Here is a 12,353-nt window from a genome sequence, read left to right as displayed (position 1 = left end):
GGTGACACCCCTCTAGGCCCACCCCACACACCCGTCAAATGCAAATTTCACTTTTATGGCAATTTTTCCAAACTCACGCGTTTCAACGCCCCCGTGCCCCACAGGGCGATCCCTTGGGCCTCGCAGAAACGATACCAGGCTCGGCATTCACCCCGCGCAGACCCCGATCACCGATCGTCGATCGCACCATCTTGGGAAACATCCCGCATCAGCGTCGCAAGATCCTTAAACCGTTGTGAAGCCTGATTGCGTATAGGCGCCCGATGATGACCGCCGCGACGCCCGACGACCCCGATCACGACCAGTCCGCCGCGGGCGAGTCGTTTGCCGGTCAGGTCCGGAACGCCGTGCTGTGGCGCTCGGGGAGCCAGATCCTCGCGCAGCTGGTGCAGTGGAGTGCGACCTTCCTCGTCATCCGGATCCTGTCGCCGGCGGATTACGGGCTGTTCGCGATGTGCCAGGTCATCCTGACCTTCATGGCGATGCTCAATGGCTATGGGCTGGCGAGCGGGCTGATCCAGCAGGCGACGATCAGCCGGCACGAAGTCCGCCAGCTGTTCGGCATGCTGATCCTGTTGAACGGCGGGCTCGCGATCCTGCAATTCGGGCTCGCGCCATGGGCCGCCGCCTATTACCGCCAACCAATCGTCGGCGACATGCTGCGGGTCCAGGCGCTGCTGTACCTGACGACGCCGTTCATCGCGCTTCCCTATGCGCTGTTGTCGCGCGCCATGGACTTTCGTCACCAGGCAAAAGCGAACATCACCGCGTCGATCGCCTCCGCGAGCACCGCGTTGTGCGGTGCGCTGTACGGGCTGGGAGTCTGGACGCTCGTCTTCGCGCCGATCGTGTTGTTCACCGTGCGCGGCGCGATGATGACATGGTCGGCGCGGTCGCTCGTCTGGCCGAGCTTCGACTTTCGCGGCGCGGGCACGATCGCACGCTATGGCGGCGTGATGGCCGCGAGCCAGTTGTTCTGGTTCCTGCAGAGCCAGGCGGACGTTTTCATCGCCGGACGCAGCTTTTCGCCGCACACGCTCGGCATCTACACGACCAGCCTGTTCCTCACGCAGATCTTCGTCGCCAAGTTCGTCCCGCCGCTGAACGAGGTGGCGTTTTCGGCCTATGCGCGGATGCAGGCGGATCCCGATGCGATCGCGCGCGCGTTCGTCAAGGGCGTACGCCTCGTGATGATCGCCGCGATGCCCTTCTATCTCGGGCTAGCCGCGACCGCCGAGCCGCTCGTGCTGACCGTGCTGGGCGACAAGTGGCGCGAGACGATCCCGGTCGTCCGGCTGCTCGCACTGGCGATGCCGTTCATGACGGTGCAGGTGCTGTTCACCCCCGCCTCGGACGCGCGCGGGAGGCCCGGCATCGGCGTGCGCAACGGCGCGATCGGCGCGGTGATCCTGACCGGTGCGTTCCTCGTCGGCGCCAACTGGGGCCCGGCGGGAATGGGGCTGGCGTGGATCGCCGCCTATCCGCTCTATCTCGCGATCAGCGCGTGGCGGACGCTGCCCGTTATCGGCGTGCGCGCGCGCGATCTCGGCGACGCGGTCGCCTCGCCGGCGTTGGCCGCGATCACGATGACGCTCGTCATCACGATGGTCGACGCGGTGCTGCCGCCGATCGACGTGCATTGGCGGCTGGCACTGCTCGTGCCGATCGGCGGGCTGGTCTATGCGGCGTGGATGCTGGTCTTCGCACGGTCGACGGTCGCCGACCTGATCGCGGTGATCAGGAAGCGGCCCGTCACCGCATAGACGTCCCCCGGCTCACCCCCCGGTTCACGTCGCAGGCAGATAGATCTCGCCGCCCTTCGCGCGGAACTGTTCGCTCATGTCGGCCATGCCTTTCTCGGCATCGGCATGCGCGCCCTTGGCGAAGTTCGCCCGATCGGCATCGCTGTGATCGACGTCGGCGGCGAGGAAACTGTCGGCGGGGCTGTTCTGCTTCGCGGCGAAGTCCCGAACCTCCTGCGTGATCTTCATCGAGCAGAATTTGGGACCGCACATCGAGCAGAAATGCGCGGTCTTGGCGCCTTCCGCGGGAAGCGTCTGGTCGTGATATTGCTCGGCCGTGTCGGGATCGAGGCTCAGGTTGAATTGGTCGCGCCAGCGGAATTCGAAGCGCGCGCGCGACAGCGCGTCGTCGCGCATCTGCGCGGCGGGATGCCCCTTCGCCAGATCGGCGGCATGCGCGGCGAGCTTGTAGGTGACGACGCCGACCTTGACGTCGTCGCGGTCGGGCAAGCCCAGATGCTCCTTGGGCGTGACGTAGCAAAGCATCGCGGTGCCGTACCAGCCGATCTGCGCCGCGCCGATCCCGCTGGTGATATGGTCATAACCCGGCGCGATGTCGGTGGTGAGCGGCCCCAAGGTATAGAAGGGCGCCTCGCCGCAGACCTCGAGCTGCTTTTCCATATTCTCCTTGATCTTGTGCATCGGCACATGGCCGGGGCCCTCGATCATCACCTGGACGTCGCTCTTCCACGCGCGGTGGGTGAGTTCGCCGAGCGTGTAGAGCTCGCTGAACTGCGCCTCGTCGTTGGCATCGGCGATGCTGCCGGGGCGCAGCCCATCGCCGAGCGAATAGGCGATGTCATACGCCTTCATGATCTCGGTGATCTCGTCGAACCGCTCGTAGAGGAAGCTCTCCTTGTGATGGCTGAGGCACCATTTCGCCATGATCGAGCCGCCGCGCGAGACGATGCCGGTGACGCGCTTGGCGGTCATCGGGATATAGGCGAGGCGCACGCCGGCGTGGATCGTGAAGTAATCGACGCCCTGCTCCGCCTGTTCGATCAGCGTGTCGCGGAAGATTTCCCAGGTCAGCTCCTCGGCAATGCCGCCGACCTTCTCGAGTGCCTGATAGATCGGCACGGTGCCGATCGGGACGGGGCTGTTGCGCAGGATCCATTCGCGCGTGTCGTGGATGTTGCGGCCGGTGCTCAGGTCCATCACCGTGTCCGCGCCCCATCGGATCGACCAGGCGAGCTTGTCGACCTCGGCCGCCACGTTCGAGGCGACCGCGGAGTTGCCGATATTGGCGTTGATCTTGACGAGAAAGTTGCGGCCGATCGCCATCGGCTCGGACTCGGGGTGGTTGACGTTGTTGGGGATGATCGCGCGGCCGCGCGCGACCTCGTCGCGGACGAATTCGGGGGTGACGAAGTCGGGGATCGACGCACCGAAGCTTTCGCCGTCGCGCTTGTATTCCTTCAGCATCGCGCGGCCGAGATTCTCGCGCGTCGCGACATATTCCATCTCGGGCGTGATGATGCCGCGGCGGGCATAGTGCATCTGGCTGACATTGGCGCCGGCCCTGGCGCGCAACGGGCGAGCGATGCTGCCGGGGAATTGCGGTACGCCGCCCGAGCGGTCGGGACCGAGCTTGCCATTATCCTCGGGCCGGACCGCGCGCGCGTCGTAGCTCTCGACGTCGCCGCGCGCCTCGATCCACTGGCGGCGGAGTTGCGGGAGGCCGGCGTTGATATCGATCGTCGCCCTGGGGTCGGTGTATGGACCGCTAGTGTCGTAGACGCGCAAAGGCGGCTCGGAACAGCTCGGGTCGAGCACGATCTCGCGCATCGCGACGCGGACGTCGGGGCTGGAGGGCACCGCGACATGGATCTTCCGCGAGCCGCGGATGGGGCCGGTGGTGACGCCGATATCGGCCTTTTCGCTGCGTGCTTCGTAATCGGCCATGCGCTTGCTCCTAAAGGTCTCGGAGCAAGGCGTGCGGTTCTGTGGCGACCGCTCCCTCCCTCCGCCGGTATCAACCGGATCAGGTTCAGCGGGTCGAAGGCTCCTGCCTTCCTCTCAAGCGCGGATCGGCGCTCCCCCGGGGTAGGGCGAGCATAGGCGCAACGGACGGGGGCGCAAACGAAAAACCCCGCGCGGCCGGCCGCACGGGGTTTCGGGTCGATCGGCGGGTTGCGATCAGAAGGTGTAGGTCAGGCCCACCGCGCCGAGCCACTGGTCGGCATCGCCGACGTCCGCGACGATCGGGCTGTCCTTGTACTTGCCGAGCATGCGGCCGTAGAGCACGCCCGCGCCGACACCGAACCCGCGGCGAAGATCGCCCGACAGGCTCTGCAGCGCGAACGCCGAGACGTTGACCCGGCGGAAACCGCTGTCGTTGATGTCATAGGTGCGCAGACCGCTGTTGATCGTGCCGATCGGCGTCACCGCGGCATAGGTCCGGCCAAAGCCCTTGCCCGCATAATCCGCCGACAGGCCGAACGCGACCAAGGTGCGGACCGATAACGGCGTCGTGTAGTTGACCTGCGGGGTGATGACATAGCTGTCGTGCGTGCCCGACACGTCGTGGATATAGGCGACGCGCGCGGTCAGCGTGTCGTAATCGCTGGTGATGACGCCGGTCTTGCCGATCCCGACAAAGCCGCCGACTTCGTACGCGGTGTCGATCTTCCCGAGCGCGCGGACCTGGCGGTTGTCGACCTTGCCGGTGCGATCGGTGCGGACCGCGGCGATGACGCCGACTTCGTAGTTGATGCCGACCGAGCCCGTGTTGGGGATCAGGTTGACGTAGAGCTGCGTCCCGCGCGTGAAGAAGTCATGCCCGCGCACCGTCCCGATCGCGACCGCGCCGGGGGTGAAGCTGTTGCTGTCTGCACCCTCGTAATCGGGGAGCGACGCGACGCCGAGCCCGAGCGTGATGCGGTTGTTGTCGGCGGGATCGGTGATCGGCGGGGTGGGGTTGGGATCGGTCTGCGCAAGCGCCGGGGTGGCGACAGCAAACGCCGCGGTTGCGGCAGTCAGGACGAGAGAGAATGCGCGCAAGGACGTGCTCCGGACAAAAAGGTTTCACCGCGCAACGCGGCAGTGCGTCATTCGGTCCGCTATCAACGTCAGAAGATATAACGCATTTTTACTTGTTGTATTTCGGCATCACCGGCGACCGCGAAGCGCGCGGCGGAAAAGGACGGTGGCCCGAAACGCACCGGGGCGTTGCGCGAGAAGCCGAAACCCTCGCGCGGAATACCCGCGAACGTGTCGAGCTTCGAATTGCCATTCTCGTCATGAATGATCGCGAGCGCATAGCCGCGCTGCGGGAGTCCGGCGAAACTGGTCGTCCGCTCGTTCGCGGGCAGGTTGCGGGTCAGCGCGTTCGCGTCGTCGATGCAGGCCGGAAAATTCTGCGGGTCGGCGGTCAGGCAGATCCGGATCAACCCCTTGGTCGAGCGGACATTGTCGACGCGGACGTCAAGCCGCGTGACCGGCGCCGCCGCCGCCAGGGTGGCCCATATCACTGCCGCCGCCGCGAGCCGCAGCATGGGCGCGTGCCGCCTTGTCATGCGACTTGCTGAAGTCGCCAAGGCCTCGGTCGGTGCCGCAGAGCCGATCCCAAAATCGGAAATAGAGCCCATAATTGCACCTGTACTGTTCGTGATGTCGCTGATGGTGGCTGGCCGTGATCAGCCATTCCCCCAATGCCCCCCGCCAGATGAACCGGGGAAAAACTTCCCACCCCATATGGTTCGTGACTCCCATAACCGTCATGATCGTCAGGACCAAACCCAGTCCACCGACATGGATCGGAATCAGGAACACCAGTAGCGGAATTATCACAGCGCCAGTGATCGCCTCGATCGGATGGAACGCCATCGCCGCCCAGGCGGTCGGCGGACGGCTGGCGTGGTGCAGCGCATGCGCGAGCTTGAACGGCTTGGGCCGGTGCATCCAGCGATGCGTCCAGTAGAACCAGCTATCGTGCGCGACGAGGAACAGCAGCACCGACACGGGCAGATACCAGAGCGGCATCGCGTGGATGTCAGTATAGATCTGCGTCCAGCCGCGATTCTGCCACCCCCAGGCGACCACGCCTGCGGGCACGCCGTAGATCGCCGCCGAGGCGATGCTCCAGACGATCTCGCGCCGCATCTGTGCATCGAGCCCGCGGTAGAGCCCGGGATGCCGCGCGTGCGTCGCCGCGGCGAACGCACCCGACACGATGAGATAGCGCACGCCGACGATCACCGTCATCGCGAACGCAGAAAGAAGAATGGCCAGCGCGATCGTCATGCCGCTGCGTATAGGGGCTTTTTGCGGGCGGGGTAATGGGGTGTCGGGCGCGAAGGGTGCACGTGTCCTGCAGGACTGGCACGGCTTTGGGAATCCGGCCTATCCCGGCGGTCCGGACCCAGCATGACGGTCGAGGATCAGGATAGGCTTGTCGTGATACCGGCCAGTCACGCGCTCGAGATAGCCGAAGCGCGCGGCGAGCCGGAGCGAGGGCGCGTTGTCCAGATCGATGATGCACGTCGTGGCGGCGAAGCGTGGATCGGTCCACGCGAACACCGCGGCGAGCGCTTCCGATGCATAGCCCTGCCCCTGCGCCTCCCCGGTCAGCGTCCAGCCGACTTCGGGACCTGTCGCGCCCGGACCGTCGATCGGCGGCAGGATCGCCCGCCGCGCCTCGATCAGGCCGAGATCGCCGATCAGCCGCCCGGTCGCGGTCTCGCGTACGATCCAGCTGCCATAGCCATAAGCGGCCCATTGCCCGATCGAACGCAGCAGCCGTATCCACACGTCCTCGCGACTGCGTGGCACGCCGCCGATCATCGCGTAGACGCGCGGATCCGCCCACATCGCCGCACACTCGTCGAGATCGGCAGGCGCGTGACCGCTCAGCGTCAGCCGCGCGGTCGTGAGCGTCGGGGCCGGCGGATGGCGGTGACTGGCGTCGCTGGCGGGCGTCGGGTGCGTGGGCGGCATGGCGGATCCGGTGTTGCTGCCGGCATAGTGGCGGAGATGGTCGCGGCGCGCCATGCCTCTTCGTGTGCGGGCGGCGCTGGCTGAGGGTGTTTTGACAGGATCGCGCGACGCGGTTCCCGGCCTTCCCGAGGGCTGCGTCACAGGCTCCGTCGAAGGCTCCGCATCCCGCCCGTCGTCCCGTTGGCAATGCAGATTGTCTTCGCCCGCGATTGCACGGGAAAGGCTGTTTGCCGGGGCGCAGCTTTGCGCTAGTCGGAGCCATGGCATCGACGATCCCCTGCGACGTCGCGATCGTCGGCGCGGGTCTGGCCGGCGGGATGATCGCGCTGGCGCTCAAAGCCAAGCATCCGACGCTCGACGTGCGCCTGGTCGATTCGGCCGACAACGTCGGGGGCAATCACCTCTGGTCCTTCTTCGGCAGCGACGTGGCGCAGACCGATCGCTGGATCGTCGCGCCGCTCGTGGTGCATGCGTGGCGCGGCTACGACGTGCATTTCCCCGCGCACGCGCGCACGATCGACGAGACCTATTATTCGATCGAAAGCGAACAGCTCGACTGCGAGGTGCGCCGCGTCCTGCCGCGCGACGCGCTGATGCTCGGGCGCAAGGTGCTCGGCGCGAGCGCGACCGCGGTGGTGCTGGCGGATGGCGACCGGATCGAGGCGACCGGCGTGATCGATGCGCGCGGGCCGGGCGACCTGTCGCTGCTCGATCTGGCGTGGCAGAAATTCCTGGGCCGCGAGCTGAAGCTCGGCGCGATGCACAAGGCACCGCGGCCGATGGTGATGGACGCGAGCGTCGAGCAGATCGACGGCTATCGCTTCGTCTATTGCCTGCCGTTCAAGGCGCGGCGGATGTTCGTCGAGGATACCTATTACAGCGACACGCCCGATCTCGACGTACCGGTGCTGCGCGAGCGGATCGACGCCTATGTCGCGGCCCGCGGCTGGTCGGTCAAGGCGATCGCGCGCGAGGAATCGGGCGTGCTGCCGGTTGCGATGGGGGGCGATTTCGAGGCCTATTGGCGGTCGACCGGCGCGCGCGTTGCCAAGGCGGGGATGCGCGCGGGGATGTTCCACCCGACCACCGGCTATTCGCTGCCCGATGCGGTGCGGACCGCGTCGGCGATCGCCGCGCTGCACGATTTCTCGGGCGTCGCGCTCCACGACACGACCTATGCGATGGCGCGCGCGACGTGGAAACGCCGCGGTTTCTATCGCATGCTCGACACGATGTTGTTCCGCGCGTCGGAACCGGCGGAACGCTATCGGATCCTCGAACGCTTCTACCGGCTGTCGCCATCGCTGATCGGCCGCTTCTATGCCGGACGCTCGACCATGACCGACAAGGCACGCATTCTCACCGGCAAGCCCCCCGTCCCCATCGCGCGCGCCGTTCGCGCCATCGCAGGCAGTATGAGATCATGAAGACAGCTATCGTCATCGGTGCAGGGTTCGGTGGGCTGGCGCTTGCGATCCGGCTGCAAGCGGCGGGCGTGCAGACGACCATCGTCGAGAGCCGCGATAAGCCGGGCGGGCGCGGCTATTTCTGGGAGCGTGACGGGTTCACCTTCGACGCAGGCCCGACCGTCATCACCGATCCCGACTGCCTGCGCGAGCTATGGGCGCTGAGCGGACACGAGATGAGCGCGGACGTGACGCTCGACCCGGTGCTGCCCTTCTACCGGCTCAACTGGGCGGACGGGACCAATTTCGACTACACCAACGACGACGTGCAGATGCGCGCCGAGATCGAGAAGCTGCACCCCGGCGACTGGGCGGGATACGAGAAGTTCCTCGAATATTCGGCAGGCGTGTTCCGCGAAGGCTATGAGAAGCTTGGCCATGTCGCGTTCCTCGACTTCGGGTCGATGATCAAGGCCGCGCCCGCGCTCGCGAAATACCAGGCGTGGCGCTCGGTCTATTCGATCGTGTCGGGCTTCGTGAAGTCGGAGAAGCTGCGCGAGGCGCTGAGCTTCCACACGCTGCTGGTCGGCGGCAATCCGATGACGACGAGCGCGATCTACGCGCTGATCCACAAGCTGGAGCGCGATGGCGGCGTCTGGTTCGCGCGCGGCGGCACGAACCGCTTGGTCGCGGCGCTGGTGACGCAGTTCGAGCGGCTGGGCGGCGTGCTCAGGCTCGATGATCCGGTGACCTCGATCGAGACGCTGGGCGACCGCGCCACGGGCGTGGTCTGCGCAAGCGGCTGGTCGGCGCAGGCGGATGCGGTGGCCGCGAACAGCGACATCATGCACACCTATCGCGACCTGCTCGCGACCTCGCGCAGCGGACAGCGCAAGAAGGCGTCGCTCGAGCGCAAGAAGTACAGCCCGTCGCTGTTCGTCGTGCATTTCGGGATCAAGGGCACGTGGCCGGGCATCCCGCACCACATGATCCTGTTCGGACCGCGCTATAAGGGGCTGCTGTCGGACATCTACGACCACGGCGTGCTGTCGGAGGATTTCTCGCTCTACCTGCACCATCCGACAGTCACCGATCCGTCGCTCGCCCCCGAAGGGCATTCGACCTTCTATGCGCTCGCGCCAGTGCCGCACATGGGCAAGTTCCCGGTAGACTGGGACGAGATCGGCCCGATCCTCGAAAAGCGCATCCTCGACGAGATCGGCCGGCGGCTGATCCCCGATATCCATGAGCGGATCGTGACCAAGTTCAGCTATGCGCCGAAGGACTTCGCGCAGGATCTCAACGCGCATCTGGGCTCGGCATTCTCGCTCGAACCGGTACTGACGCAGAGCGCGTATTTCCGCGTGCACAACCGCGACGATCATATTCCGAACCTCTACTTCGTCGGCGCGGGAACGCATCCTGGCGCCGGCATTCCGGGCGTCGTCGGCAGCGCGAAGGCGACGGCGCGGTTGATGCTCGAAAGCGAGACGTAATACCGCGGCGCGGGATGCGATGGGTGGTGATGGCACAGGCTGTCCCATCCATTGCACGGCCCCGGTCGAAGATTTCGCGTCGTTGCAGGCGCGGTCTATGCTTGGCTTGCCGGAATGACATGGTCCGGAATGGTGGTGATTCTGGCAACCGCCGCTTCCGCATCCATCACTTACCTTCCAACTGCGACCTGTGTGTTCTCCACACCGCCGAAACGGATGGATCGTCGATGGTGCAGTGCTGACGATCCCCTACCCTTCCTGTCGAGCGGCCGCTCTGACCACATAGGAAGGATGACGACATGACCATCAAGGTAAACAAGCAGGACTGGAACGCACTGAGCGCCACCGAGCAAAACGAGATTTCGAGCATTATCGGCTCGCATTTTACCGGCGAGACGATCGAAGCGACGGACGACGGCACCGCGATCGCCGACGTCGGCGGCTTCTGCACGCTGCTCTGCAAGGCAGCCGAAGACGCCGCGAAAGCATTATGCAGCAGATTGACGAACCCCACCGCCAAACAGGTGTGCGTTGTGGCCGCGCAAGCGGCCGGCGATCTGTGCCGGTCGAAATGCTGAGCGACTGACCGTTCGAACCGGCCGCGACCGGCCGGTTCGAACACCGCGCTGGCCACCGCACCCGTCACTTCGCCAGGCAGGTATCACAGCGACTTGTGGCGCGGGCGTGCATCCCTTAGCGGTGCGCTATGAAACGTCTTGCAGTCTATTGCGGGTCGGCCACACCGGCGGACCCGATCTACATCGAGGGCGCCCGCGCGCTGGGGCGGACCTTTGCCGAGCGCGGAATCGGGCTCGTCTATGGCGGTGGCCGGACCGGGTTGATGGGCGCGATTGCCGATGGCGCGCTCGAGCGCGGTGGCGAGGTGATCGGCGTGATCCCGCAGGCGCTCGTCGATGCCGAGGTCGCGCATCGCGGGCTGACCGCGCTTCACGTCGTGCAGGGCATGCACCAGCGCAAGCAGCTGTTCACCGATCTGTCGGACGGGTTCGTCACGATCCCCGGCGGCACGGGGACGATGGACGAACTGTGGGAGGCGCTCAGCTGGGCGCAGCTCGGCTATCACGCGGATCCTGTCGGATTGCTCAACAGCGCCGGCTATTATGACCATCTGATCGCGTTCTGGGACAAGATGGGCGAGGTCGGTTTCCTGCGACCGCAGCACCGCGACCTGCTGATCGTCGCGGACACGCTCGACGTGCTGCTCGACCGGATGGCGAACCACGTCCCGACCCAGCCGATCGTGCGGATGAACGCGTCGGACCTGTGAGGTTGACGGCGCACTCCATTACTCGCCGCCACCCCGGCGAAGGCTGCGGCCCAGTTGGGACGGCCAAAGTGACGACGCGCGGCGTGAGCCAAGTCTGGTTCCCCAACTGGGCCCCGGCCTTCGCCGGGGTGGTCGTCGCAATCGTGGCGCGCGTGCGCGCATGAGCCACCCCCTTCCCTCGCGTGAGGCGATCGTCGCGACCGCGCATGAATCGATCGCGCGCGGATCGAAGAGTTTCGCCGCCGCGAGCCTGTTGTTCGACAAGCCGACGCGCGAGCGCGCATGGCTGCTTTACGCCTGGTGCCGGCGGTGCGACGACATCGCCGACGGGCAGGACCATGGCCACGGCATGACCGTGGTCCACGACGCGCCCGAACGGCTCGCGGCGCTGTCGGCGATGACCGAGCAGGCGCTCGCGGGCGAAGTCGTCGGCGAACCCGCCTTCGATGCGCTCAGGATCGTCGCGGCGGAAACGCGGATGCCCAAGCGGTTCGCGCGCGATCTCGTCGCCGGCTTCGCGCTCGATGCGGAGGACTGGCGCCCGCGTTCCGAGAACGACCTGTATCGCTATTGCTACCATGTCGCGGGCGTCGTCGGCTGCATGATGGCGGTCGTGATGGGCGTCGATCCCGACGACGAGGATACGCTCGACCGCGCCTGCGACCTCGGCATGGCTTTCCAGCTCGCCAACATCGCGCGCGATATCGAGGAGGATGACCGGGTCGGGCGCTGCTACCTGCCGATCGAATGGCTGGTCGAGATGGACTTTCCCCCCGGTCAGCACATGAAACCGCCCTTCCGGTCACGGCTTGCCGTCTTGTCGAAGCGGATGGCGGACCGCGCCGCTGCGTTCGAGGCGAGCGCCCGCGAGGGAACGCCGGCGCTGTCGTTGCGCTCTGCCTGGGCGGTACTCGCGGCGGCGGGGATCTATGGCGCGATCGGGCGAACCGTTGCGTCGCGTGGCGAGCACGCGTGGGATCACCGCGTCACGACGTCGGGGATGCAGAAGCTGGGGTTTATCATGACGGCTGCGCGAGAGGCGGCCGGTCGAGAGAAGCTCTATCCAAGGCAGCCGCGTGACGCGCGGTTATGGACGCGCCCCAAGGGCTAGTCCGAATAGCCGGGCGAAGGCTCAGCCCTGCGCCTTTGCCTTGCCGGCCTTGGCGATATACTGGCCTTGCGCGCGGCAATTCGCGCCGATCATCGGATAGGGAACGTCGGTGTTCTGCGCCAGTTGGTCGGGCAGCGCCGCGCGGCACTGCGCCATCGTCTCATAGCGTGCCGGGATCACCCGGGCTTCGGTGCAATTGATGTTGCCGTCACCGCAACCCATGATGGCCATGACGTAGAACAGCGGTTCCATTTCATTCTCCAGTCGAAATAGAAAAGCGACGAAGTGGCAGGATTGTTCCCCCAACCGCTT

Annotated in this window: 12 protein-coding genes and 1 riboswitch; of the genes, 6 read left to right on the top strand and 6 right to left on the bottom strand. The window is 66.0% G+C overall.

The genetic code is table 11. The features are described 5' to 3' along the window. Nucleotides 1-266: 266 nt before the first annotated feature. On the top strand, nt 267-1,763 hold the full coding sequence (locus tag AC0CH3_RS14080) for a lipopolysaccharide biosynthesis protein (RefSeq protein ID WP_465238003.1): 1,497 nt from the start codon (nt 267-269) through the stop codon (nt 1,761-1,763). Between the two features lie 24 nt (nt 1,764-1,787). Here AC0CH3_RS14080 and thiC read toward each other — a convergent pair whose 3' ends face one another. From thiC to AC0CH3_RS14055, 5 genes are all read right to left on the bottom strand, one after another. Continuing rightward, nucleotides 1,788-3,707, bottom strand: coding sequence for a phosphomethylpyrimidine synthase ThiC (thiC, locus tag AC0CH3_RS14075; RefSeq protein ID WP_465238002.1), 1,920 nt, complete (start codon nt 3,705-3,707; stop codon nt 1,788-1,790). A gap of 39 nt (nt 3,708-3,746) precedes the next feature. After that, a riboswitch (TPP riboswitch) is annotated at nt 3,747-3,854 on the bottom strand. Nucleotides 3,855-3,941: 87 nt separating this feature from the next. Then, nucleotides 3,942-4,805, bottom strand: a complete 864-nt coding sequence (locus tag AC0CH3_RS14070) for a MipA/OmpV family protein (RefSeq protein ID WP_333995824.1) — start codon at nt 4,803-4,805, stop codon at nt 3,942-3,944. 68 nt (nt 4,806-4,873) lie between these two features. Then, nucleotides 4,874-5,275 (bottom strand): DUF2141 domain-containing protein, encoded by a 402-nt coding sequence (locus AC0CH3_RS14065; RefSeq protein ID WP_327196461.1) that lies wholly within the window; start codon nt 5,273-5,275, stop codon nt 4,874-4,876. Next, complete coding sequence (locus AC0CH3_RS14060) at nt 5,229-6,047, bottom strand: sterol desaturase family protein (protein WP_354300466.1); 819 nt, start codon at nt 6,045-6,047, stop codon at nt 5,229-5,231. Before AC0CH3_RS14060 ends, AC0CH3_RS14065 begins: the two co-directional genes overlap by 47 nt. A gap of 99 nt (nt 6,048-6,146) precedes the next feature. Next, nucleotides 6,147-6,794: a GNAT family N-acetyltransferase gene (locus tag AC0CH3_RS14055; RefSeq protein WP_354300468.1), complete on the bottom strand. Its 648-nt coding sequence runs from the start codon at nt 6,792-6,794 to the stop codon at nt 6,147-6,149. 206 nt (nt 6,795-7,000) lie between these two features. On the opposite strand from AC0CH3_RS14055, the gene crtY reads away from it, so the two are divergent. The 5 genes from crtY (at nt 7,001) to AC0CH3_RS14030 (ending at nt 12,041) form a co-directional block, all read left to right on the top strand. Further along, nucleotides 7,001-8,167, top strand: a complete 1,167-nt coding sequence (gene crtY, locus AC0CH3_RS14050) for a lycopene beta-cyclase CrtY (protein ID WP_354300470.1) — start codon at nt 7,001-7,003, stop codon at nt 8,165-8,167. Beyond that, nucleotides 8,164-9,642, top strand: coding sequence for a phytoene desaturase (locus AC0CH3_RS14045; RefSeq protein WP_333995820.1), 1,479 nt, complete (start codon nt 8,164-8,166; stop codon nt 9,640-9,642). Before crtY ends, AC0CH3_RS14045 begins: the two co-directional genes overlap by 4 nt. 299 nt (nt 9,643-9,941) lie before the next feature. Continuing rightward, nucleotides 9,942-10,220 (top strand): hypothetical protein, encoded by a 279-nt coding sequence (locus AC0CH3_RS14040; RefSeq protein ID WP_354300472.1) that lies wholly within the window; start codon nt 9,942-9,944, stop codon nt 10,218-10,220. Between the two features lie 128 nt (nt 10,221-10,348). Further along, a complete protein-coding gene (locus AC0CH3_RS14035) occupies nt 10,349-10,930 on the top strand; it encodes an LOG family protein (protein WP_056018512.1) in 582 nt (193 codons plus the stop codon). Between the two features lie 160 nt (nt 10,931-11,090). Then, nucleotides 11,091-12,041, top strand: a complete 951-nt coding sequence (locus tag AC0CH3_RS14030) for a phytoene/squalene synthase family protein (RefSeq protein ID WP_354300474.1) — start codon at nt 11,091-11,093, stop codon at nt 12,039-12,041. 21 nt (nt 12,042-12,062) lie between these two features. On the opposite strand, the gene AC0CH3_RS14025 is transcribed toward AC0CH3_RS14030, so the two are convergent. Further along, nucleotides 12,063-12,293, bottom strand: a complete 231-nt coding sequence (locus tag AC0CH3_RS14025) for a hypothetical protein (protein WP_056018508.1) — start codon at nt 12,291-12,293, stop codon at nt 12,063-12,065. Nucleotides 12,294-12,353 lie beyond the last annotated feature (60 nt).

This window comes from Sphingomonas sp. AC449, from assembly GCF_979253475.1.
The sequence above is the reverse complement of the archived record's forward strand: the minus strand, read 5'-3'. Positions and strand labels throughout refer to the sequence as shown.